Origin of the sequence: Methyloversatilis discipulorum, assembly GCF_000385375.1 — a bacterium.
GTDB classification, from domain to species: domain Bacteria; phylum Pseudomonadota; class Gammaproteobacteria; order Burkholderiales; family Rhodocyclaceae; genus Methyloversatilis; species Methyloversatilis discipulorum_A.
Genome location: NZ_ARVV01000001.1, coordinates 1798838 through 1821307, shown reverse-complemented (window position 1 = coordinate 1821307; position 22470 = coordinate 1798838). Strand labels below are relative to the sequence as shown.

The following is a 22470-nucleotide window of genomic DNA, read 5'->3' as shown; positions in this document are numbered from 1 at the left end:
GGCGCAGTGCACAAGAAGCAGGCGTATAATGCCGCTCCGATTCGCTTCATGGCTTGTTGATGGAATCCGCTACCGCGCTCATCGATTTGCAAGCTTCGCGCGACCCTACCCGACTGCGCGAAATCCCGTACAACTACACCTCGCTCTCCGACCGCGAAATCGTCATCCGGTTGCTGGGCGCACGCATGTGGGACACGCTGTCCAGCCTGCGCGACGAGCGCATGACCGGCCGTTCGGCACGCATGCTCTACGAAGTGCTGGGCGACATCTGGGTCGTTCAGCGCAATCCCTATCTCGAAGACGATCTGCTCGACAACCCGAAGCGCCAGGACGCGCTGGTCGGTGCGATGCACCATCGACTGCGCGAGATCGAACAGCGCCGCCAGCCGGGCGGTGACGCCGCATCGCAGGAGCGTGATCGCAAGGTGGGCGAACTGCTGGCTGCCGCGCGCAACGCGGTCGATGCCTTCGCCGCCGGCTTCGGTGAAACCCGCAAGCTGCGCAGTCGTATCCGCAAGGTACTCGGCCGCCACACGCGCGAAGCCAATATCGCCTTCGACGGTCTGGCCCGTGTATCGCACGTGACCGACGCTACCGACTGGCGCGTCGAATATCCGCTGGTCGTGCTCTACCCGGACACCGAGGACGAGATCGCGCCGCTGGTGCGCGGCTGCATCGAGCTCGGCCTGACCATCGTGCCGCGCGGCGGCGGCACAGGCTACACCGGTTCCGCCGTGCCGCTGTCGGCGAAATCGGCGGTCATCAACACCGAAAAGCTGATCGATCTGGGCGCCGTCGAGCCCATGGTGCTGCCGGGTCTGTCCGAGCCCTACGCGACCATACGCACCGGCGCCGGCGTGGTCACCCGCCGCGTCATGGATGCCGCCGAGAACGCCGGTCTGGTGTTCGCCTGCGACCCGACCTCGGCCGACGCCTCCTGTGTCGGCGGCAACATCGCCACCAACGCCGGCGGCAAGAAGGCCGTGCTGTGGGGCACGGCGCTCGACAATCTGGCGAGCTGGCGCATGGTGGACGCCGACGGCTGGCCGATGGAAATCACGCGGCTGGACCACAACCTCGGCAAGATCCACGACGCGCCCGTCGTGCGCTTTGCCATCCAGCGTTTCGAAACTGACGGCCGCACGCCACGGGGCGAGGCCGACATCCTCGAAGTGGCGGGTGCGCGCTTCCGCAAGGAAGGTCTGGGCAAGGACGTCACCGACAAATTCCTCGCCGGCCTGCCCGGCGTGCAGAAGGAAGGCTGCGACGGCCTGATCACCAGCGCGCGCTGGATCCTGCACAAGCTGCCGCCGGTCACCCGCACGGTCTGCCTCGAATTCTTCGGCCAGGTACGCGAGGCGGTGCCGGCCATCGTCGAGATCAAGGACTACCTGGACGGTCTGCCGAAGTCGGGCAATGCACGCGTGCTGCTGGCCGGTCTCGAACATCTCGACGAACGTTACGTGCGCGCGGTCGGCTACGCCACCAAGGCGCGCCGCCACGGCCGGCCGAAGATGGTGCTGATCGGCGACATCGTCGGCGACGACGAAACGACGGTGATGGCCGCTGCGTCCGAAGTCGTGCGCCTGTGCAATCAGCGCGGCGCCGAAGGCTTCATCGCCGTGTCGGCCGAGTCGCGCAAGACCTTCTGGCTGGACCGCGCCCGCACCGCCGCCATCGCCCGCCACACCAACGCATTCAAGATCAACGAGGACGTGGTCATTCCGCTGCCGCGCATGGGCGACTACTGCGACGGCATCGAACGCATCAACATCGAACTGTCGATCGCCAGCAAGCTGCGCCTGTGCGACGCGCTGGTCGAGTTCCTGCGCGGCGAACTGCCGCTGCATGCCGGTGACGCCAATGTCGACGCCGACGAACTGATCGGTGACCGCCGCACCCAGGCGCTGCAGCAGGTGGCGGCGGTACGCGGTCGCTGGCAGTGGCTGCTGGACAATCTCGACATGCCGTTGGCACGCGCCGAACCCCTGCTGATGTCGATCGGCGTGGAAATGGGTCCGCTGCTCAACCGCGCCGACCGGCCCACGCTCTTCCATCGGCTGCAGGACTATTCGGTCCGCGTGTCGTGGAAGCGCGAGCTCAAACCGCTGCTCGACGAAATCTTCGACGGCGCGATGTACCGGCCGGTGCTCGACCGTGTCGAGATCATCCGCAAGGAAGTGCTGCGCGGCCGCGTATTCGTCGCGCTGCACATGCACGCCGGCGACGGCAATGTGCATACCAACATTCCGGTGAACTCCGACAACTACGGCATGCTGCAGGAAGCCAATGCCGCGGTGGCCCGCATCATGGCGCTGGCGCGTTCGCTTGGCGGCGTCATTTCCGGCGAGCACGGCATCGGCATCACCAAGCTCGAATTCCTGACGCCGGAAGAGCTGGCGCCTTTCATCGCCTACAAGCAGCGGGTCGATCCGGACGGACACTTCAACGCCGGCAAGCTGCTGCCCGGCGGCGATCTGGCGCGCGCCTACACGCCGTCCTTCTCGCTGCTCGGCACCGAGTCGCTGATCATGGAAATGAGCGACATCGGCCAGATCGCGACCTCGATCAAGGACTGCCTGCGCTGCGGCAAGTGCAAGCCGGTGTGCTCGACCCATGTACCGCGCGCCAACCTGCTCTACTCGCCGCGCAACAAGATCCTCGCCACCTCGCTGCTGATCGAAGCCTTCCTGTACGAGGAACAGACGCGACGCGGCGTATCGCTGCGCCACTTCGACGAGTTCAGCGACGTGGCCGACCACTGCACGGTGTGCCATCGCTGCGAGAAGCCCTGTCCGGTGGACATCGACTTCGGCGACGTGTCGATTGCCATGCGCAATGCGCTGCGCAAGCAGGGCAAGCGCAAGTTCAACCCGGGCACGGCCGCGTCGATGGCCTTCCTGAACGCGACCGATCCGGCCACCATCAAGACGCTGCGCGTGGCCATGATGGGCGTGGGCTACAAGGCGCAGCGGATGGCGCACCGGGTCGGCAAGGCGCTCGGTCTGGTCGAGCGCCAGACCAAGGCGCCGCCGCCGACGCTGGGCAAGCCGCCGGTCAAGGCGCAGGTGATCCACTTCATCAACAAGCCGATGCCGGGCAATCTGCCGAAGCGCACCTCGCGCGCCATGCTGGACATCGAGGACGCCGCCATCGTGCCGGTCATCCGCGACCCGAAGCGCGCGTCCGAAGACCAGGAAGCGGTGTTCTACTTCCCCGGCTGCGGTTCCGAGCGGCTGTTTTCGCAGGTCGGTCTGGCCACCCAGGCCATGCTCTACCACGTCGGCGCGCAGACCGTGCTGCCGCCGGGCTACTTGTGCTGTGGCTATCCGCAGACCGCGGGCGGCAACGCGGAGAAGGGACAGCAGATCAGTACCTCGAACCGCGTGCTGTTCCACCGTGTCGCCAACACGCTGAACTATCTCGACATCAAGACGGTGATCGTGTCCTGCGGTACCTGCATGGACCAGCTGCAGCAGTACGAATTCGACAAGATCTTCCCCGGCTGCAGGCTGCTCGACATCCACGAGTATCTGATGGAAAAGGGCGTCAAGCTCGAAGGCGTGCAGGGCGTGCGCTACATGTATCACGATCCCTGCCACACGCCGATGAAGACGCACGCGCCGCTGAAGGTGGTGAATCAGCTGGTCGGCACGGCCGACGGCACGAAGGTGGCGCTGAACGATCGCTGCTGCGGCGAGAGCGGCACACTGGCGGTAAGCCGGCCCGACATTTCCACCCAGGTGCGCTTCCGCAAGGAAGAGGAAATGCGCAAGGGGGCGGACGTGCTGCGTGCCGACGGTTTTGCCGGCGACGTGAAGATCCTGACCTCCTGCCCGTCCTGCCTGCAGGGCCTGTCGCGCTACGACAACGACAGCAGCACCCAGGCCGACTACATCGTGGTCGAGATGGCGCGCCACCTGCTCGGCGAGGACTGGGCCGCCCGCTACGTCGAGCAGGCCAACGCCGGCGGCATCGAACGCGTGCTGCTCTGAAGCGTCGCGGTGGCGCGGTCAGCGGCGTTGCGCCGCGGCCGCGCCGTCGCGCAGTTCCTGCATGAAGTTCTCCAGTACGCGCTCCTCGTTCGCCACACCGGGAGCGACTTCGAGGCGCATCGTGCCGTTGCCGGCCGAGCGCTGGTCGCGCGCGCAGACCACGGTCGCCAGCTGGGTGCCGAAGCGCTCGCTGCGCCCTTCCTGCTGCAGATAGCGGTTCTGCACGCGGTAGGCGTCGCGCTCCGAGCGCAGCGTCGAATTGCAGTCGTGCTGGTACAGCGCACCTTTCTGCCGCGCTTCGAGCACGTGCACGAACTCGTGCACCAGGAAGGAATTGTCGGTCGGGTCCTGCAGGTCGAGATCGGCGCGTATCAGTATCTGCTCACGGTCGTGGTCGTACAGCGCAACCAGCTTGTCGCACTCGCGCGGATCGTCCGGGCACGCTTCCTCGATCAGCGCAGCCGGCGCCATCATGCGCAGCGTCGGCAGGTCGGACAGCGGCAGTTCGGGGTAGCCCGACAGCGCAGCGGCGACGCTGAACAGATAGGACAGCAGGACGGTGTCGGCCATGGGGGCGCTCCCTTGCGCGATGCGGTGTGGTCGGGGCTTCGACACCGCAGGCGCCAGAAATTTCCGCACAGGTCTGCGCAGAACTCGGGCACGCTGCCCGTGTCCCACCGCGGGCCCGGTGCCAGAATGCGCCGGCCGCAACATCCCCGCAAGCCGTCCGACCGGAGCCCGTCATGTCCATTGCAGCGCGCCTTCCCACCTGCCTGATCGTCACCACCCTGCTCGCCTGCGGCAGTGCATTCGCCGTGCCGGCCGATTCCGCCCAGCCCGGCGTGAGTGCGGCGTCGCCGCGTCTCGCCGGCAGCTGGAGCTGGACCGATCCGCAGCAGTGCAGCGAGACCTACGAGTACGCCGCCGACGGCAGCGGCCGTGTCAGCAGCGGCGACGAACGCGCCGAAATGGCCTACATCTTCGACCCGGTCCCATTGAAGGACGGCTTCTACCGGCTGCAGGCGACCATCACCAAGGACAACGGCGGGCGCGACTGCGCCGGTGCTGCCAGCGACGACACCAACGAGCGCTACACGGTCTATCTGAAATTCCACCCCGACGGCGACCAGCACATCGTCTGCATGGAACCGGAACTGAAGCACTGTTTCGGTCCGCTGCGCCGCAAGGCAGCGAACGGAATCTGACACAGCGGCCTACAATCGAAACATGTCGTGCTCTGCGGAGGCCGTCATGAACATCCATCGATTCAGGCAGGCCTGCAACTCGCTGCTGGTCGGCGCGGCGTTGCTCGCGGCGTCGGCCACGCAGGCAGCGCGCGTCGAGACCGCGGGCCCGCTTGCCGCACCGCAGATCGTCGGGCTGTGGAGCTGGACCGACGAGTCGCAGTGCGTCGAAAGCTACGAGTATCGCAGCGACGGCACCGGCCGCGTCAGCAGCGGCAACGAGCAGACCGACGTGAGCTATGTGTTTTCCAGCGTGCCGGTCGCCGACGACTTCTTCGAACTGAACGTGACCATCCGGCACAACTCCGGCGGCAAGGACTGTCTCGGGCAGAACGCCGACGACTCGGGTGAAACCTACCGGGTATTCGTGCATTTCCGCCAGGGCGAGGACAGTCACCTCGTGTGCTACCGCCCGGACGTGACGCAGTGCTTCGGCCCGCTCTACCGGCAGGCTCTGCCCCGCTTCTGACATGAGTACGCGCCTCGCATCGCTGCTGGGTGTTCTGCTGCTTGCGGCCTGCACCACCTACGGCGGCGGCGGACCGCCCGATGGGCGCTGGCAGATCCGCGAGGTCGGCACGACGACAGTGCCGGACGACGTCGACGCACACATCGAGTTCCTGCCCGAGGGCCGGCTCGCTGGGCGCGCCGGCTGCAACCGCTACACCGGAAGCTGGGCCCGCCAGGGCCACGACCTGCGCTTCGGCCGTATCGCCGCCACACGCATGGCCTGCGCCGGCGCGGCGATGGACATCGAGAACCGGCTGTTCGAAATGCTGGACAAGGTGGTGCGCCAGGACAGACCGGACGAGCGCACGCTGATCATGGTCACCGGCGACGGCCGGCGCATCGTCGCGACGCGCTGACCGACGCCGCTCAGCGCAGCAGCGACTCGACGCGCGCCAGTTCTTCCGGCGTCGCCAGCAGGCGCACGACCTCGCGCAGATCGGCCTGATCGATGAAATGCGGCGCGCGGCTGGCGACGATTTCGCGGCGCACGACGCCGCCGAAACCGATCACCAGCGCACCGGCTTCAGCCGCCTCGAGATCGGTGATGCCATCACCGACCATCACCACGCGTTCGGCACCGGCGCCAACCCGGCGCACGATTTCCGCCTTGCCACCACTGCGCGCCAGCGGGGATTCCGGGTCGAAGCCGGCGTAGTGACCATTCGCGTCGAACCTCAGGTCGACGGCATGTACGCGCTCGTCCGGCACACCGAGAAAGCGCGCGATCGCCAGCACCGCCTGGCGGATGCCGCCGCTCACCACGTGCACCTGCCAGCCCAGCGCGCCGAGCGCGGCGATCGCCTCGGCAGCGCCGTCGACACGCGTCTCGATGTACTGACGCCCGACCGCGTCGATGGTCGACGCGTCGGGCTTGATCAGGTCCAGCCGCGCGGCATAGGCCTCTTCCAGCTTCAGTCGCCCTTCCATCGCGGCGTTGGTCAGCGGCACCACCTGATCGACCACGCCGGCCTGTTCGGCCAGCACGTCGATGCCTTCGATGGTCGACAGCGTGCTGTCGCAGTCGAACAGGATGGCGCGCATCACCGGCTCATCTCCTGCTTCACGGTAGCGTAGCCCCAGTCCAGCCACGGCGTCAGCGCGGCCACATCGGCGGTGTCCACGGTCGCGCCGCACCAGATGCGCAGGCCCGGCGGTGCGTCGCGGTAAGCGGAAATGTCGTAGGCCGCGTCTTCGGCCTCCAGCAGCGCGCACAGCCGCTGCACGATGGCCCAGCGCGCCTCCAGCGACTGCGCCTCGAACCACGGATCGGTGATCTTCAGGCAGACCGAGGTGTGCGAACGCACGTCCGGACGGTCGGCCAGGAAGTTCACCCAGCCGGTCTTCGCCACCCAGCTTTCGAGCACCGCGAAACTGGCCTTGCTGCGCGCGATCAGCGCTGGCAGACCACCAAGATCCTGCGCCCAGCGCAGCACGTCGATCTGGTCCTCGACGCACAGCATGGACGGCGTATTGATCGTATTGCCCTCGAACAGGTCTTCGGTGAGCTTGCCCTTGTTCATCAGGCGGAACACCTTCGGGATGGGCCAAGCCGGCGTGTGGCGGTACAGCCGCTCGACCGCGCGCGGGCTCAGCACGATCATGCCGTGCGCCGCTTCACCGCCCAGCACCTTCTGCCAGGACCAGGTGGTCACATCCAGCTTGTGCCACGGCAGTTCCATCGCGAAGGCAGCCGACGTGGCGTCGCAGATCGACAGGCCGGCGCGATCGTCGGCGATCCAGTCGCCATCCGGCACGCGCACGCCGCCCGAGGTGCCGTTCCACGTGAACACGACGTCACGCTCCCAGCTCACCGCCGACAGATCCGGCAGGCTGCCGTAAGGCGCCACCACGAGGCGTGCGTTGGCAAGCTTCAGCACCGGGCCGACGTCGGTAACCCAGTTGGCGCCGAAGGCTTCCCACGCGAGGCAATCGACCTCGCGCTCACCGAGCAGCGTCCACAGCGCCATTTCCACCGCACCGGTATCCGAACCCGGCACGATGGCGATGCGGTAGTCGTCCGGTATGCCCAGCACTTCGCGGCTGCGGACGATGACCTCCTTCAGCTTGGCCAGGCCGTCCTTGGCGCGGTGCGAACGGCTGATGAAGGCGTCCTTGAGCACGTCCAGCGTCCAGCCCGGACGCTTGACGCAGGGGCCGGACGAAAAATACGGGCGGGCGGGTCGGATTTCGGGCTTGGCGACAGTCATGGCGCAATACGGGGGATGCAGGGAAAGCGGGCGAGTATAGCCCGCCACCGCATTGCGGCGCAGCAAGGGGGCGGCTGCCCCCTTCGTCTGTGCCGTTCAGTTCGCCGCGGCGAGCGGCAGGTTCAGCAGCAGGTTCTGCGGCTTCATCTGCACCAGGCCTGCTTCGTCCATCGCCAGCGCCATCCACACCGGCCGCGCTTCGCCGTCACGGCGCAGTTCGGCGCGCATTTCCTGCGGGTCGACGAAATCGAGGCGGAACAGCGCAACGATGCGGGCCATGCGGTCGGGCGCCAGTTCGCCGCCTTCGTACAGCGTGTTCAGCAGGTCCATCGCTTCGCGATCAAGGCCGATGTGCCAGGCCCAGCGATCGTCGTGGATGTCCTTCTGCGGTGCGATGCGGACCGCGCAGCCGTAGAAATGCGCGATCCAGCGCTCCATCACCCGGCACAGCGCATCCAGCCCGGGCTGGCCGACATTCAGCGGCAGCACGGCACGGCGCCCGACCCGCGCGTACAGATCAGCTGCGTTGGCCGGATCGAGCACGTCGAGATTCGCCGCCCGCGGCGCGGCACCGGCCTGCAGGATGAGGCGACCGATATTGCCGAAGCCGCCGGTTTCGGCGTAGTCGCCGAGCACTTCGGCGTCCGCCATCAGTACGCGTCCGGACTGAGGCGTCGCGCGCTGACTGCGAAAGAACAGCTCGGCGGCCCGCCACATCAGCGGGTCGTCGCAGTCCTCCAGCAGCGCATGCAGGATGATTTCGGTGAGCTGCGGCACGAACAGCGGCGCGATGCCGGACAGGCCGTCGAGAAAAAGCTCCAGCCAGGCCGACTCGATGTCCGGCTGCGCCAGCACGCGGTCGCGGAAGGCGACGTAGGCGAACCAGTTGTCGCGCGCGTCCTCGTCCTTGATGGCGGCGATCTCACCGTGCTCGACGATGCGCGCAGGCGCAGCATCCAGCGACGCCACCAGCGCGCGTTCCGCGACGCAGCTGTCGTCGACCAGCGCCAGTTCGGGGCGCGTCATCCAGCTGCGCAGCAGCGCCTCGGTCACCAGCAGGCGGCCGGCCGCGTTGCGTCCGACCAGCGGATGCAGCGATTCCGGCCACCAGCGATGCGTCGTCAAGCGCGGACCAGCAGTTCGCCGCGGCCGACCACGCCCATGTCGCCCATGTAGCGGCGGACCGTGCAGGCGCTGGCATCGAGCGCGCCAAAGGCGCCCGGCAGTCCCTTCCAGCTCGCGTACAGCAGGCTCAGGAAGCCGAGGCGGTGCGGACCGCAATCGACCATGCCCGGCAGCATCTGCGCCGGCAGGCTGTTCACGATCAGCGTGCCGCGCTTCATCAGGTAGCCCGGGTAGGCGCCGACCGTGCCGGCCACCGCGATGGTGCCGGCGATCATGCGCGCGCCGCAGTAGTCGCCCGCGTTGCCGCTGACGAGGATCTGGCCGCGGCGCATGCGGTCGCCGAGGCGCTCGCCGGCGTTGCCGCCGACCAGCAGCAGACCACCGGCCATGCCCTTCATTTCACCTGGAATCGCGCCGCCGGCAAATTCAGCGACGTCGCCCGCCACCTCGATGCGACCGCCCTTCATGCCGGTCGCACAGAAGGCGCCCGCGTTGCCGCCGATGACGATGGTGCCGCCGAGCATGCCCTGACCGACATAGGCACCGGCATGGCCCTCGACCGTCACCCGGCCCGACTTCATGCCGGCACCGATGCGCTCGAACTTGCCGCAGTCGCCACGGAACACGACGTCCGCCGTATCGTCGCCCTCAAGCGAGAACACCTCGTCGACGCGTACCGTGCGCTTGCCGATCTGCAGCGTGAGCGCCGCGATGTCGGCGACCGAGAGGCCGGCCAGCGCGGTCGGGTTCAGGGCGCCGGCGTCGACGCGCTGGGCCGGTGCGTTGCGCAGGGTGAGTACCAATGCACTCATGACAGGATCTCCAGAACGGGTTGCGCATTTCGCAATGCATGAAACGAGCGCCGCGCCGCCCGCCGGGCCGCCCCAAGGGCGAGCGCAGCCCCCTCGGCGGGGGTGAGGCAGGGGTTTCGCAGCACATGTGCTGCGCCAGCCGAACGGGGTGGCTTTGCATGGCCGGCCCTCCGCCAACGAAGTGAGCGTGGGGGCCTCGTCATGACAGGATCTCCCGCAGGTGGTACTGGAACTGGCCAAGCTTGCCGCCGTAGTTGCCGGCCGACAGGCGGCGGATGCCGCCGGCCGCGCCGATCTTGCAGACTTCGCGCATGCCGACTTCCATCGCCTTCTTGACCGAGGCGTCGGTCAGGCCGTCGATGACGATTTCGAGCACGGCGCCGATGCGCTCGTCCAGTTCGGACTTGGTCGCGCCGCGCAGCGTCGGGCAGAAGGCGTCGTTGGTCGAAGCCGACAGCGCCTTGTATTTCGAACCGACCTTGGAACCGGAACGCACGACGCCGCCCGGGAAGGGCATCACCACTTCCGGCAGCTTGCGCATTTCTCGGATGGCCGCCTCGCAGGCTTCGAGCGCCTGCACCTGGGTGTCGGCCAGCACCAGGAAGTTGCCGCCGCCGACCGCCTTCACCATGCGCGCGGTGTCCTGCACGAGGAATTCGCCGTCCATCACCGGCACGCGCCAGTAGCGCTTGCCGCCGATCTGCTTCGAGGTCTGGAAGCCGTCGCCGAAATAGCGCAGCGTCTTGCCCAGCGGCACCGGATCGCCTTCGTCCAGACCGGCGAAGATGGCACTGGTCGGGCTGGTCAGCACGCACTGGCCGACGCGCCGCTCGATCTGCTTGATCAGTTCCTTGCTCGACACCGCGAACACCAGCACCGACACGCCCGGACGACCGTCAGGCGTCTCCTCCGGCGACAGCACGCGCTCGATGCCCGCTTCGGCGCCACAGGCGATGACCGAGGTCGCGAAACCGGTCATCGCGTTGGCCGAGTTGAGCGCCCAGGTTTCGTTGTACGCGGTGATGATGAGGCGGATGCCCCGCATGCCGAATGCTTCGGCGAAAGTGTCGTCGATCGCTACACCGTTGATGATCATCTGCTCAACCCCGCTTCTTGCATGCATGGGCAATCAGCTTGCTGCCACCGCCGCACTCGCACAGTTCGTCGTCGCTGATCTTGAAATTGTTCATGCGCACCGAGTGGTAACGCTGGAAGTAGGGTTCGATCTTCTTCTCGATGCTGCGATCGAATTCCGGCTTCACCGCGTGCGTGTTGCCGCGCACCACCTTGACGATCCTGCCGTCGCGCACCACCAGTTCGCCGTCCTTGAAAACCAGTTCCGGCTTTTCGAACATGCGTTCGCGATCGGCGTCCTCCTTGTAGACGACGATGTCGGCGGCGGCACCCGGGGCCAGATGGCCGCGGTCGGCCAGACCGATCAGCTTCGCCGGCGCGGCGCGCGTCATGATGGCGATCTCGTACAGCGAGTACTCGCGGTCGAGACCGGCCAGATTGCTCATCGCGCGTGCGTCCGGATTGATGGTGTCCAGCATCGCGTTGCGGAAGCTGCGGTCCATCAGCAGCTTGATCAGGTGCGGATAGGTCGTGAACGGCGCACCGTTCGGATGATCGGTGGTCAGGAACACACGCCACGGATCATCGACCATCAGGAAGATTTCCAGGCCGATCGCCCACTGCAGCGCATTGACGAAGTTCTGGTCCTTGTACTTGAAGGGCACGACGCCGCAGCCGGCGTCGCACTCGATGTCCATGATGACGGACTTCTTCGGCGAGCCGTGGTCGGCGTTGCGGTACTGCACCATATTGTCGCCGGAGGCGGTCACCGTCTGGCCGAACAGGATCTGGCCGACGTCGGCCGTCACGTTCTTCTTCTGGTTGATCGCCTCGGCAATGCGCGCCGCTGCACTCGAAAACTTGCGGTCGCCCTCGGTGCCGTAGCTGTGGAACTGGATGTGCGTCAAGTGGATGGGCAGGCCTTCGGCCGCGTCCATCGTGCCCAGCGTGGTATCGACGTTGCCCGGCACACCGAGGTTGCTGGCATGCACGTGCAGCGGCTTCGGCACGCCGAGATCATGCACCGCACGCGACAGCACCTTGACGATCTCCCGCGGCGTGATGCCGTAGTAGGCGTTCTGTTCGTCGAGGTCGAGCTTGCGCTGGTTGAACTTGAAGGCGGAGATGCCGCCCGGGTTCACGATCTTGATGCCCACCGTCTGGGTCGCGTTCAGCGTCCAGGCGACGTAGTCGTTGATCGCCTTCTGGTCTTCCTTGGCCGCCATCATGCGCAGGAAGAAATCGTCGCTGCCCAGCATGGCGTAGCCGCCGGTATCGAGAATGGGCGTATCGCCCATTTCCATGTGTGCCTGGCGCGCGTTGATCGGCAGGATGGCCGGCTCGAAGGCGGCCGTGTAGCCCATTTCGGCGTAGCGATAACCGGCCGCCAGCGTGCCGGGTGCAGCGTGACCGCAGCTCGAACGGGTCAGTTCGGTGCGCTCCAGCGGATCGCCGCGATGATCTTCCGGCAGCATTTCGCGCGCGATATTCACCTTGCCGCCACCGATATGGCTGTGCATGTCGATCGCACCCGACATGACGATGCGGCCGGCGATGTTGTACTCGGCGGTGATCTTCTCGTGCTCGTTCGGTCCGGCGACGATGCGACCGTCGCGCACGTAGATGTCGCGCACCTGGTCGTTCACGCCGTTGGCCGGATCGATCACGCGGCCACCGGTCAGTTTGATCAGACTCACGCTCCCACCTCCTTCATCTTGGCCACGATGGCGGCCGTCACCTGCTCCGCCGCGGGCAGCGACGACTTCTTCAGCGCCCGCAACGGCAGTGACACCACCTTGTCGGTGCGCACGAAATGCCCGGTCAGGTGCATGCCGGGCGTGGCCACCGGAATGAACACATGCGGCTCCGCATCGAGCTTCTGCGTCGGCGGCGCGATCACCACCGTGGGCAGGCCGGTCGACGGCGGTGCAACCGTATCGTTCAGACTGGACAACCACACCAGCGCGTCGGTTTCGCCATTGGCGACCAGGCGCGACAGGCCGTTGTGCAGCGGGTCGAACTTCGGCGTACCGCTGGCGTAGCTGGTGCGCATCGGGAAGCCGGTCTGCCACAGATGCACCGCACCCATCGTCGAATCGCCGTCGTTGCCGGCAAGCGGCAGCGCGTTGCAGCGCGTCGTCACATTGAGCTTGCGCGCGATCGCCGCGATGGCGCCGACGTTCATGTCGACCTGCGGCGTGTCGAATGCGGATGCCGTCCACACCAGCACGCTGTATTTCGCCGCCAGCAATGCGTCCGCCAGCGCCTGCCAGCGAGCAAGCGTGATGCCCAGCGGCGCCTCACCGGCAACCGGCTGCTTTGCCAGCAGCGCATTGAGCACCGACAGCGCCTCGGGCATGCGTTTCTTGTCGAATTCGAACACGTCGGGCTGGCGGCCGTCCGGCGACACGCCCGGCGCGGTGTTCAGGCCGGCGCCTAGATAGACGATGTGGCGGCGGGTGGTATCGAAGTCGAACATCGACTCCTTCACCCACACCGTGCGCTCGAAGAAACGCGGCTGACGCGACACCGCGTCGGTACCGAACAGCACGATCAGGTCGGCGCGGTTCTTCACCTCGGCCAGCGTCGTGTTGATGCCGCCGCCGTCCTGCACGGCGCGGCTCGCGCGCCAGCCGAATTCGTTGTTGATGTGTTCGACGATGCCGCCCGCCAGATCGACCAGTTCCATCGCGCCGCGCGCACCGTTCAGGTCCAGCGCCATGCCGCCGAACACCGGCTGCTGCGCGCCCGCGAGGATGCGCGCAGCTTCCGCACAGGCCTCGTCCAACGACGCCGGCTTGCCGTCGATGCGGGCGGAAGCGTTCGTCGGAACACCTCCGAGTCGAGCAAAACCGTCGCGCGCCCTGTCGCAGCCGTTGGCCACGACCGTCAGGCCGTTGCCCGCGGTATCGACGCTCAGGTCGTCACAGGCGTGCCCGCACAGCGGACAGGCCACTTCGGTGACGACGGTCGAAGTCGCTTCATTCGTCATGAGTCATCCGTTTCATCAGGTTGATAGAACCCGCAGCCCGCAACGATACAACAAGCGCAAACCGACGACGGGCGCGCCTTCGCGCGCCGCACTGCAGCATCCGGCAGGACGGACCGCACTGCGGTCAACCTGTTTCACATGCGTAACAGCGCGATCCGTAAACGACCGTCACCCGACTGTCTTGAACGGCTTCCGACACCGTCGCAAAAGCCTTTGCCAGTGAGGCCGCCGAATTTGGGATAATCCGCGCCTTCGCAACGACAGACCCATCGGATGAACGCTCCGCACGCGACCGCCGCCGCCCTGCAAGTCCGGGCTCCCGCTCGCCTGCATATGGGGTTCGTCGACCTTGATGGCAGCCTCGGGCGACGCTTCGGCAGCGTGGGCCTCACGCTGGAAGGTCTGAACACCACCTTGCAGATCCGACCGGCCGCGAAGCTCGAAGTCAGCGGCCACGACGCCGAGCGTGCACGCCGCTACGCGGCGGCGATCTGCGAACGCTTCAATCTCCCCCCTGCCCGCATCGACATCACCGGCGCCATTCCGTCGCATTCCGGGCTGGGCTCCGGCACACAACTTGCTCTCGCGGTCGGCATGGCGCTCGCGCGTCTGCACGGGCTGAAGCTCAGTTCGCGCGACGTCGCCGGTCTGCTCGATCGTGGTGCGCGTTCGGGCATTGGCATCGGCAGTTTCGATGGCGGCGGATTCATCGTCGATGGCGGTCGCGGTGCACTGGACACCCCGCCGCCCATCGTCGTGCAAATGCCGTTCCCGGCGGAGTGGCGCATGGTGCTGATCTTCGATCACGCCTGTCGCGGCCTGCACGGGGCGGCCGAGAAGGAGGCATTCCGTGTGCTTCCGCCCTACAAGGCGGGGCTGGCGGACCGCTTGAGCCGGCTGGTGCTGATGCGCGCACTGCCGGCGCTGGCCGAACGCGACATCGACATGTTCGGTGCCGCGATCAACGAACTGCAGCAATGTGTCGGCGACTATTTCGCGCCGGCACAGGGTGGGCGCTACACCAGCGCACTGGTGAGCAGCGTCGCGGAACACCTGGCCGGGCTCGGCGCAGCCTGCATCGGCCAGAGCTCCTGGGGGCCGACCGGCTTTGCACTGGCAGCGTCGGAGGCCGACGCGAACGCCATGGTGGCTGCCGCGCGCACACGGTTCGCGCAGGCGGAAGGACTGGAATTGATGGTGTGCGCTGCGCGCAACGAAGGCGCGCAGTGGACGGAACTGCCGGGCTGATGCCGCAGGTGCAGACCGGGAATTAGAGGAGAGGTGCGTCACCGCACCCCATAACGACGTAAGAGAGCAGCCAGCCTTCGGGCGGAAAGAGCGAGAGAGATCATGGAAAACCCGTACATCCTGCACATGTTCAGCCCCACCAACAACATCAGCCCCTTCGATGTGAACATGGCGTGCGACGCCGGCTTCCAGGTGCTGATGCCCTACTCCGGCGTCGGGCTGGACCAGATCTACGGCCTCACCCAGGACGCCATCTTCTCGCGCGGCCCCAATGGCGTGAAGCGCACCGGCATCTTCATCGGCGGCCGTGACATCGGTCTGGCGGCCGACATGCTCGACGCCTGCCGCGGCGCCATGGTGCCGCCGTTCGAAGTGTCGGTGTTCGCCGACCCGTCCGGCGCCTTCACCACCGCCGCCGCCCTCGTCGCCTGCGTCGAGCGCCAGCTGCGCAAGGCGCACAACACCGAACTCGAAGGCAAGACGGTGCTGGTGCTCGGTGGTACCGGCCCGGTCGGCACCGCTGCCGCGGTGCTGGCTTCCAGCGCCGGCGCCAAGGTGCTGGTCGGCAGCCATTCGAGCGCGATGCGCGCCCGCGTCGCCTCGGAAGTCGTGAATACCCGCTACGGTTCGTCGGTCGAGCCGGTCGAAGCGGGTTCGAACGAACAGAAGGAAAGCCTGATGCCCCAGGCCAACGTCATCCTGTGCACGGCCAAGGCCGGCATCCAGGTGCTGAGCAAGGCCCAGCTCCAGAACGCGCGCTCGCTGCTGGTCGCCGCCGACGTGAACGCCGTTCCGCCGGCCGGCATCGAAGGGCTGGGCGTGATGGACGACGGCAAGCCGCTGGGCGCCGGATCGGGCAAGGCCGTCGGCATCGGCGCGCTGGCCATCGGCAACGTGAAGTACCTGTGCCAGCGCGGTCTGTTCCAGCGCATGATCAACACCGACAAGCCGGTCTATCTCGACTTCCGCGACGCCTTCGCCACCGCGCGCGACCTGGTCGCCTGAGGCGGAATCGCCGACGGAGCGCGGGCCGGTGTCGCACTGGCTCATCGTCGCTGGCAGCGCGCGTGCGCTCGCACGATCCTGCGTTGACGCCGGCTGGCGCTGCGACGTGATCGATCCATTCGCCGACTGCGACACCGCCCGCTTGGCGCATCGGCTGGAACGCGGCGCGCTGTCAGGCGATCACTTCGATCAGCGGCTGCCGCCACTGGTCCGCTCGATGGCCGGCGGCTGGTGCGGCATCGTCGCCGGTTCGGGTTTCGAAGCCGTCCCGTCAATGCTCGACGAGCTGGATTCGATCGCACCGGTATTCGGCAACGACGCCACCACGGTCGCCCGCTGCAAGGCGCCGATGAATCTCGCGGAGACGGCGCACCGGGCCGGTGTTCGCTGCGCAGAGGTCGACATCTCGGGCCCGGTGGCCGGCGACGACTGGCTGATGAAGCCGATAGGCGGCTGTGGCGGAATCGGCGTGCGTGCCGCGCGGGCCGGCGAGGCGATCGCCGAGGGCTGGTTCGCACAGCGCCGCATCGACGGCGTGCCAGCCTCGGTGCTGTTTCTCGCCGATGGTCACGACGCACGCATCGTCGGCGTCACACGCCAGTATCCGGGCAGCGTGGCCGGTCCCTACGCCTGGTGCGAAGCAGTCAGCGACCTGCCGCTGAGTGCCGCGCAGCAGGCGCGGCTGGCGCGCGATGTCGCTGCGCTAACGCAGCAGTTCGGTCTGCGCGGTCTGAATGGCGCAGATCTGGTATTCGAAGGCGAGCACGCGGTGCTGATAGAGATCAATCCACGGCCTACCGCAACGATGATGCTGTACGAACAACGCGTGGCTGGCGGCCTGTTCGCCGCCCACGTAGCGGCCTGCGAAGGCCGGCTCGACGAGGTCGGACTGCTGGCCGGCGACGAGGTGCACGGACTGCGCGTGGTGTATGCGCCAGACACGCTGCGGATCGGCGACGATGCTGCCTGGCCGGCATGGAGTGCCGACCGGCCGCCGGCCGGCAACACGACGGCGCGCGCGATGCCGCTCTGCACGGTGCTTGCCACCGGTCGCGACGGCGCCGACGTGAGCCGGCTGCTGCGGCAGCGCGAACGACAACTTCTGGACACGCCCGGCCTTTTCGCCGGACAGATGACGACAACAGCCCTTTCCTGAGGAGAACTGAAGATGAGCAACCCTGAACACGGCCCGGTGCTGACCGGCGCACAGCCCAGCGTGGGCAAGCATGTGATGGCCCTGGTCGAGGGTCTGGTGCGCGACGCCGACGCGCTGCGCATCAAGGTCGAGCCGCTGCCCGGTGGCGGCCGCGTCATCGACGCCGGCATCAACGTGCCGGGCGGCATCGAAGCCGGCCGCCGCATCACCGAAATCTGCATGGGTGGTCTCGGCACCGCCACCTTCAACACGCGCGAAGCGCACTGGCCGCTCATCATCAACGTGCACTCCACGCACCCGGTCGTCGCCTGTCTGGCCAGCCAGTACGCCGGCTGGAGCCTGTCGCACGGCGAAGGCAAGGAGGCCTTCCACGCACTGGGTTCCGGTCCGGGCCGTGCGCTGGCGGTGAAGGAACCGCTGTACAAGGAACTGGGCTACAAGGACGACGCGAAGCACGCCGTGCTGGTGCTCGAAGTCGACCGCCAGCCGCCGGCCGAGGTACTGGCCAAGATCCGCCGTGACTGCAATGTGCCGGACGATGGCGTGACGCTCATCCTGACACCGACACGCAGTCTCGCCGGCACGGTGCAGGTGGTCGGCCGCGTGCTCGAAGTGGCGCTGCACAAGGTGCACGCGCTCGGCTTCCCGCTGCAGCACATCGTCGACGGCTCGGCCAGCGCACCGATCGCACCGCCGGCGCCCGACTTCCTGAACGCGATGGGCCGCACCAACGACGCCATCCTGTTCGGCGGCGTCGCCCAGCTCTACGTCGATTGCGAAGACGACGCGGCGGCCGATCTGGCGCAGAAGCTGCCGTCGTCGGCCTCGCGCGACTACGGCCGTCCGTTCGCCGAAGTGTTCAAGGAAGTGAAGTACGACTTCTACAAGATCGACCCGATGCTGTTCGCACCGGCCCGCGTGGTGGTGAGCAATCTGCGCACCGGCAAGAGCTTCCGCGCCGGCCAGATCAATACCGAACTGCTGGCCAAGTCCTTCGGCGAGGGCAAGTAATCGGCATGAACGTGCAGCAGGCGGACATCGCCATCGTCACCGACGAGCCGGGCTGGCATGGCGCCCGGCTGCGCGAGGCCTTCCGCGCACGCGGCCTGCTCGCGCGCTACGTCAGCCTCGGTGAATGCCACATCGACCTTCAGCGCGGCATTTCCGGCGTCGTCATGCCGGGCTTCGAACAGAAGCTGCCGCAGGCGGTGTTCGTGCGCGGCGTGGCCGGCGGTTCGCTGCAGCAGGTCGTGCTGCGCATGGATTTCCTGCACTACCTGGGCGAGCTGGGCATCCCGGTCTACAACCACGCGCGCGCGATCGAGAAGAGCGTGGACAAGGCGATGACCAGCGTGCTGCTGCACCGCGCCGGCATCCCGACGCCGCCGACCTGGGTGACCGAACAGGAAGCCGAGGCGCGCGCGGTGCTGATGCGCGAATTCGCCGCCGGGCACGACGTGCTGGTGAAGCCGCTGTTCGGCTCGCAGGGTGAAGGCATCGTTCGGCTGAAGGCCGGCGACCTGCTGCCGGCGGCGGAAACGCTGGGCAATGTCTGGTACATGCAGCGCTACAGCGCGCGCTCGCGCGACAGCGTCGGCGAGTGGTCGGACTGGCGCGTCATGGTGATCGACGGCAGGCCGGTCGCCGCCATGCTGCGCCGCGGAAAGAGCTGGCTCAACAACGTCGCCCAGGGCGGCGTCTGCGAGGCGATACCGGTGTCGCCGGACGACGCGCTGATGCGCCTGGCCGTCGACGCCACCTGCGCCTGCAGCATGGACTACGCCGGCATCGACATCCTGCGCGACGACCACGGCGAGCTCACCGTGCTCGAGGTCAACAGCATTCCGGCCTGGAAGGGCCTGCAGGGCGTGACTCCGCTGAACATCGCGCAACTGCTGGCCGACGACCTGCTGCGCCGCATTCCGGGCGCTGGCGTGATCGCATGCTGAGCACACCGGCGGCCGCGCAGCTCGCCACCCTGTTCGAGCGCGCCTGCCGGCTCGACGTCGAAGCGCTCAAGCCGGGCAACGTCGGCCTGCACGGCGACGGTCACCGCATGCAGGTCGATGATTTCATCGCCAGCGCGCAGGCCGCGGCCGCACCACTGTGTCGCCCCGACGCCACAGTCGGCGAGCGCATCGAGGACGCGATGCGCGCCACCTGGCAGGCGGTCGGCTGCAACACCAATCTGGGCATCGTGCTCGGTTGTGCGCCGATCGCCCATGCCGCACTGCATCGAAACAGCGACGAAACGCTGCGCGCATCGCTGCAGCGCACACTGGCCGGGCTGACGGTCATCGACGCGTCACACGCGTATGCGGCAATCCGCCTGGCGCATCCGGCAGGCATCGGGGAACGCGCCGAGCACGACGTTGCCGAAGCTCCGGTGATCACGCTGCTCGAAGCGATGCAGCTGGCGGCGCACCGGGACAGCATCGCCTCGCTTTACGCAAGCGGTCATGCTCTTGTGTTCGATCACCTGCTGCCAAAGTATGTTGCAGCGCGTCGTCGATGGTGCAGTGAAGCATGGGCAGCGACCACAGTGTTCATGTTCTGTCTCGCATTGATTCCCGACACCCACATCGCGCGCAAACATGGTGCGGAAACGGCGCGCTCGATACGCGAAAAGGGCGTCCAGATGTACGTTCGGCTTGAACAATGTCGTGATCCGGTTATGATGCAAGACGCGCTGATGGCATGGGACGCAGAGCTCAAATCAGTCGGAATCAACCCCGGTACAAGCGCCGACCTGACCGTCGTGACGGCCTTCCTGGCCGACGTGCTCGACTGGATCGAAGGGCGGCGCGAAGAGCAGCAGAAGAAGAAGTTTTGATCCTGTGTTTCGCACCCCGGAACATGGGTTACCACCCCGGGGGGGATCTACCCCCTATAACTGCCTTGTAAATGAGGAGATTCAATATGGCGAAGATTAACGGTCTGTGTGTTGGCGAATCCCTGGTTGGTGACGGCAACGAAGTTGCTCACATCGATCTGATCATGGGCCCGCGTGGCAGCGCCGCCGAAGCCGCGTTCGCAAACGCACTGGTCAACAACAAGGACGGCTTCACGTCCCTGCTGGCCGTTGTCGCTCCGAACCTGGTCTGCAAGCCGGCCACCGTCATGTTCAACAAGGTCACCATCAAGGGCGCCAAGCAAGCCGTCCAGATGTTTGGCCCGGCACAGCGCGGCGTTGCAATGGCCGTGGCTGACAGCGTTGCTGACGGCACGATCCCGGCTGACGAAGCCGACAACCTGTTCATCTGCGTTGGCGTGTTCATCCACTGGCTGGCCGACGACGACGCGAAGATCCAGGACTTCAACTACCGCGCTGTCAAGGAATCGATCGCCCGTGCAGTTGCCGGCACCCCGACCGCTGCTGAAGTGGTTGCCAAGAAGGGTTCCGCTGCTCACCCGTTCGCCGCCAACTAAGCTTCACCGCTCGGTTAGCACGAACGCCTCCGGCCGCAAGGCCGGGGGCGTTTTCTTTTGCAGCGTCCGCCACTGTCGATATCGCGATACCTGCCGCGTCGTCGACCGGCGCAGACGACCTTATCCACGATGACTCCAGTTCAACCCGCCCCGAAAGCCGGCCGCCGAGAATGGACAGGCCTGGCCGTGATCGCCCTGCCCTGTCTGGTCTATGCGATGGACCTGACGGTGCTCAATCTCGCGCTGCCGGCGATCAGCACCGACCTCGCACCCAGTGCGGCGCAGATGCTGTGGATCATCGACATCTACGGCTTCATGGTGGCCGGCCTGCTGATCACGATGGGCACGCTGGGCGACCGCATCGGCCGCCGGCGCCTGCTGCTGGCCGGTGCGGCCGCCTTTGCGCTGACCTCTGTGCTGGCCGCCTTCGCCAGCAGCCCCGGCACGCTGATCGCGGCACGCGCCCTGCTCGGCGTGGCCGGAGCGACGCTGGCGCCGTCCACGCTTTCGCTGATCCGCAACATGTTCCATGACGAGCACGAGCGGCAGTTCGCGATCGGCATCTGGATCACCGCCTTCTCGGTCGGCAGTGCACTCGGTCCGCTGATCGGCGGCGTCATGCTGCAGTACTTCTGGTGGGGCTCGACCTTCCTGCTGGCGGTGCCGGTGATGGCACTGCTCCTGCTGCTCGGCCCCTCGCTGCTGCCGGAGTATCGCGACGAGCACGCGGGCCGCATCGACCTGCCCAGCGTGGCACTGTCGCTGTCCGCTGTGCTGAGCACGATCTACGGTCTGAAGCACGCGGCGACGCTCGGGCCCGATGCGCCGGCGCTGGTCGCCTTGCTGGCGGGCGTGAGCCTGGGCGTGCTGTTCGTGCGGCGTCAGCGGAGCATCGCCTACCCGCTGCTCGACGTCGCACTGTTCCGCCGCCCTGCCTTCAGCGCCACGGTGGCCGCCTACGCGCTGTCCTGCCTGGCGATGTTCGGCGTCTACATCTTCATCGCCCAGCACCTGCAACTGGTGCTCGGCCTGTCGCCGCTGGAAGCGGGCGTCGCCATCCTGCCGTGGTCACTCGGCTTCGTGTTCGGTTCGCTGCTGTCGCCGCGACTGGCGCGGCACGTGTCGGCGGTGTCGATACTGGTGTGGGGCATGGCGATCACCGCCGTCGGCTTCGCACTGCTGACGCTGATCGATGGCCCGCACGGCCTCGCCGTGCTGGTCGCCGCCACTGTCGTGATGAGTCTGGGCATGGCGCCGGTATTCACGATAGGCAATGACATCATCGTCAGTTCGGCGCCGCCGGAACGCGCTGGCGCGGCCGCTGCGCTGTCGGAAACCAGCGCCGAGTTCAGCGGCGCGCTGGGCATCGCGCTGTTCGGCAGCCTGGGCACGCTGATCTACCGTCACCTGCTGACCGGAAGCATGCCAGCTGACTTGCCGGCGGCGTTGTCGACCGGAGCCCTGTCAACGATAGGCGGTGCGGTCGCTGCCGCCGCACAGTTGCCCGCGCCAGCCGGCGCCGCGCTGCTCTCGGCCGCACACGTCGCGTTCACCGACGCGCTGCAGTTCACCGCCGCCTGCGGCGCGGTGCTGGTGGCGGGCGCCAGTCTGCTCGTCGCACGCATCCTGCGCGCACCGGCGAAAACCGCCGCCGGAGCCGACGCGCGCTGATC

General features: G+C 67.1%; 20 protein-coding genes. 12 read left to right on the top strand and 8 right to left on the bottom strand.

The window, feature by feature from the left end; translation table 11 throughout:
• The first annotated feature begins 59 nt into the window (after positions 1–59).
• Entirely contained in the window at positions 60–3995 is a 3936-nt protein-coding gene (locus tag METRZ18153_RS0108600) for a DUF3683 domain-containing protein (RefSeq protein WP_020164352.1), read from the top strand.
• Positions 3996–4013: 18 nt separating this feature from the next.
• On the opposite strand, the gene METRZ18153_RS0108595 is transcribed toward METRZ18153_RS0108600, so the two are convergent.
• Positions 4014–4565, bottom strand: a complete 552-nt coding sequence (locus METRZ18153_RS0108595; protein WP_020164351.1) for a DUF6647 family protein — start codon at positions 4563–4565, stop codon at positions 4014–4016.
• 173 nt (positions 4566–4738) lie between these two features.
• Here METRZ18153_RS0108595 and METRZ18153_RS0108590 point away from each other — a divergent pair, with 173 nt between their 5' ends.
• From METRZ18153_RS0108590 to METRZ18153_RS0108580, 3 genes are read left to right on the top strand one after another with little or no spacing between them, the layout of a single operon-like run.
• Positions 4739–5200, top strand: a complete 462-nt coding sequence (locus METRZ18153_RS0108590; RefSeq protein WP_020164350.1) for a hypothetical protein — start codon at positions 4739–4741, stop codon at positions 5198–5200.
• A gap of 46 nt (positions 5201–5246) precedes the next feature.
• Positions 5247–5708: a hypothetical protein gene (locus METRZ18153_RS0108585; RefSeq protein WP_020164349.1), complete on the top strand. Its 462-nt coding sequence runs from the start codon at positions 5247–5249 to the stop codon at positions 5706–5708.
• A 1-nt stretch (position 5709) separates the two neighbouring features.
• Positions 5710–6105: an META domain-containing protein gene (locus METRZ18153_RS0108580; protein ID WP_020164348.1), complete on the top strand. Its 396-nt coding sequence runs from the start codon at positions 5710–5712 to the stop codon at positions 6103–6105.
• 10 nt (positions 6106–6115) lie between these two features.
• Here METRZ18153_RS0108580 and METRZ18153_RS0108575 read toward each other — a convergent pair whose 3' ends face one another.
• The 7 genes from METRZ18153_RS0108575 to METRZ18153_RS0108545 all read right to left on the bottom strand — a co-directional run bounded on the left by METRZ18153_RS0108575 (position 6116) and on the right by METRZ18153_RS0108545 (position 13959).
• A complete protein-coding gene (locus tag METRZ18153_RS0108575) occupies positions 6116–6790 on the bottom strand; it encodes an HAD-IB family phosphatase (protein ID WP_020164347.1) in 675 nt (224 codons plus the stop codon).
• Positions 6790–7956 carry a phosphoserine transaminase gene (locus tag METRZ18153_RS0108570; RefSeq protein ID WP_020164346.1) on the bottom strand — a complete coding sequence of 389 codons (1167 nt, stop codon included), beginning with the start codon at positions 7954–7956 and terminating at the stop codon, positions 6790–6792. The genes METRZ18153_RS0108575 and METRZ18153_RS0108570 overlap by 1 nt, the downstream gene beginning before the upstream one ends.
• A gap of 96 nt (positions 7957–8052) precedes the next feature.
• On the bottom strand, positions 8053–9081 hold the full coding sequence (locus METRZ18153_RS0108565; protein ID WP_020164345.1) for a DUF6352 family protein: 1029 nt from the start codon (positions 9079–9081) through the stop codon (positions 8053–8055).
• Entirely contained in the window at positions 9078–9893 is an 816-nt protein-coding gene (locus METRZ18153_RS0108560) for a formylmethanofuran dehydrogenase subunit C (protein WP_020164344.1), read from the bottom strand. Before METRZ18153_RS0108560 ends, METRZ18153_RS0108565 begins: the two co-directional genes overlap by 4 nt.
• A 199-nt stretch (positions 9894–10092) precedes the next feature.
• A complete protein-coding gene (fhcD, locus tag METRZ18153_RS0108555) occupies positions 10093–10989 on the bottom strand; it encodes a formylmethanofuran--tetrahydromethanopterin N-formyltransferase (RefSeq protein WP_020164343.1) in 897 nt (298 codons plus the stop codon).
• A 4-nt stretch (positions 10990–10993) separates the two neighbouring features.
• Positions 10994–12664: a formylmethanofuran dehydrogenase subunit A gene (locus METRZ18153_RS0108550; RefSeq protein WP_020164342.1), complete on the bottom strand. Its 1671-nt coding sequence runs from the start codon at positions 12662–12664 to the stop codon at positions 10994–10996.
• The gene (locus tag METRZ18153_RS0108545; protein WP_020164341.1) at positions 12661–13959 is read right to left on the bottom strand and encodes a hypothetical protein; all 1299 of its coding nucleotides are present in this window, start codon (positions 13957–13959) and stop codon (positions 12661–12663) included. The genes METRZ18153_RS0108550 and METRZ18153_RS0108545 overlap by 4 nt, the downstream gene beginning before the upstream one ends.
• 273 nt (positions 13960–14232) lie before the next feature.
• Between METRZ18153_RS0108545 and METRZ18153_RS0108540 the strand changes: the two genes are divergently transcribed.
• The 8 genes from METRZ18153_RS0108540 to METRZ18153_RS0108505 all read left to right on the top strand — a co-directional run bounded on the left by METRZ18153_RS0108540 (position 14233) and on the right by METRZ18153_RS0108505 (position 22468).
• Complete coding sequence (locus METRZ18153_RS0108540; RefSeq protein WP_029143642.1) at positions 14233–15207, top strand: beta-ribofuranosylaminobenzene 5'-phosphate synthase family protein; 975 nt, start codon at positions 14233–14235, stop codon at positions 15205–15207.
• 102 nt (positions 15208–15309) lie between these two features.
• Positions 15310–16212: an NAD(P)-dependent methylenetetrahydromethanopterin dehydrogenase gene (locus METRZ18153_RS0108535; protein ID WP_019918606.1), complete on the top strand. Its 903-nt coding sequence runs from the start codon at positions 15310–15312 to the stop codon at positions 16210–16212.
• Positions 16213–16240: 28 nt separating this feature from the next.
• Positions 16241–17368 carry an ATP-grasp domain-containing protein gene (locus METRZ18153_RS0108530; RefSeq protein WP_020164339.1) on the top strand — a complete coding sequence of 376 codons (1128 nt, stop codon included), beginning with the start codon at positions 16241–16243 and terminating at the stop codon, positions 17366–17368.
• A gap of 12 nt (positions 17369–17380) precedes the next feature.
• Positions 17381–18379 (top strand): methenyltetrahydromethanopterin cyclohydrolase, encoded by a 999-nt coding sequence (gene mch / locus METRZ18153_RS0108525; protein ID WP_020164338.1) that lies wholly within the window; start codon positions 17381–17383, stop codon positions 18377–18379.
• 5 nt (positions 18380–18384) lie between these two features.
• The gene (locus tag METRZ18153_RS0108520; protein ID WP_020164337.1) at positions 18385–19317 is read left to right on the top strand and encodes an ATP-grasp domain-containing protein; all 933 of its coding nucleotides are present in this window, start codon (positions 18385–18387) and stop codon (positions 19315–19317) included.
• The gene (locus METRZ18153_RS0108515; protein WP_020164336.1) at positions 19311–20201 is read left to right on the top strand and encodes a triphosphoribosyl-dephospho-CoA synthase; all 891 of its coding nucleotides are present in this window, start codon (positions 19311–19313) and stop codon (positions 20199–20201) included. The genes METRZ18153_RS0108520 and METRZ18153_RS0108515 overlap by 7 nt, the downstream gene beginning before the upstream one ends.
• Positions 20202–20287: 86 nt before the next feature.
• A complete protein-coding gene (gene fae / locus METRZ18153_RS0108510) occupies positions 20288–20797 on the top strand; it encodes a formaldehyde-activating enzyme (protein WP_019918611.1) in 510 nt (169 codons plus the stop codon).
• A 129-nt stretch (positions 20798–20926) separates the two neighbouring features.
• A complete protein-coding gene (locus METRZ18153_RS0108505; protein WP_088178717.1) occupies positions 20927–22468 on the top strand; it encodes an MFS transporter in 1542 nt (513 codons plus the stop codon).
• Positions 22469–22470 lie beyond the last annotated feature (2 nt).

Coding starts and splice junctions, on each gene's coding strand:
- METRZ18153_RS0108600 (WP_020164352.1), top strand. CDS start 60: ATGGAATCCGCTACCGCGCTCATCGATTTGCAAGCTTCGCGCGACCCT.
- METRZ18153_RS0108595 (WP_020164351.1), bottom strand. CDS start 4,565: ATGGCCGACACCGTCCTGCTGTCCTATCTGTTCAGCGTCGCCGCTGCG.
- METRZ18153_RS0108590 (WP_020164350.1), top strand. CDS start 4,739: ATGTCCATTGCAGCGCGCCTTCCCACCTGCCTGATCGTCACCACCCTG.
- METRZ18153_RS0108585 (WP_020164349.1), top strand. CDS start 5,247: ATGAACATCCATCGATTCAGGCAGGCCTGCAACTCGCTGCTGGTCGGC.
- METRZ18153_RS0108580 (WP_020164348.1), top strand. CDS start 5,710: ATGAGTACGCGCCTCGCATCGCTGCTGGGTGTTCTGCTGCTTGCGGCC.
- METRZ18153_RS0108575 (WP_020164347.1), bottom strand. CDS start 6,790: ATGCGCGCCATCCTGTTCGACTGCGACAGCACGCTGTCGACCATCGAA.
- METRZ18153_RS0108570 (WP_020164346.1), bottom strand. CDS start 7,956: ATGACTGTCGCCAAGCCCGAAATCCGACCCGCCCGCCCGTATTTTTCG.
- METRZ18153_RS0108560 (WP_020164344.1), bottom strand. CDS start 9,893: ATGAGTGCATTGGTACTCACCCTGCGCAACGCACCGGCCCAGCGCGTC.
- fhcD (WP_020164343.1), bottom strand. CDS start 10,989: ATGATCATCAACGGTGTAGCGATCGACGACACTTTCGCCGAAGCATTC.
- METRZ18153_RS0108545 (WP_020164341.1), bottom strand. CDS start 13,959: ATGACGAATGAAGCGACTTCGACCGTCGTCACCGAAGTGGCCTGTCCG.
- METRZ18153_RS0108540 (WP_029143642.1), top strand. CDS start 14,233: ATGAACGCTCCGCACGCGACCGCCGCCGCCCTGCAAGTCCGGGCTCCC.
- METRZ18153_RS0108535 (WP_019918606.1), top strand. CDS start 15,310: ATGGAAAACCCGTACATCCTGCACATGTTCAGCCCCACCAACAACATC.
- mch (WP_020164338.1), top strand. CDS start 17,381: ATGAGCAACCCTGAACACGGCCCGGTGCTGACCGGCGCACAGCCCAGC.
- METRZ18153_RS0108520 (WP_020164337.1), top strand. CDS start 18,385: ATGAACGTGCAGCAGGCGGACATCGCCATCGTCACCGACGAGCCGGGC.
- METRZ18153_RS0108515 (WP_020164336.1), top strand. CDS start 19,311: ATGCTGAGCACACCGGCGGCCGCGCAGCTCGCCACCCTGTTCGAGCGC.
- fae (WP_019918611.1), top strand. CDS start 20,288: ATGGCGAAGATTAACGGTCTGTGTGTTGGCGAATCCCTGGTTGGTGAC.
- METRZ18153_RS0108505 (WP_088178717.1), top strand. CDS start 20,927: ATGACTCCAGTTCAACCCGCCCCGAAAGCCGGCCGCCGAGAATGGACA.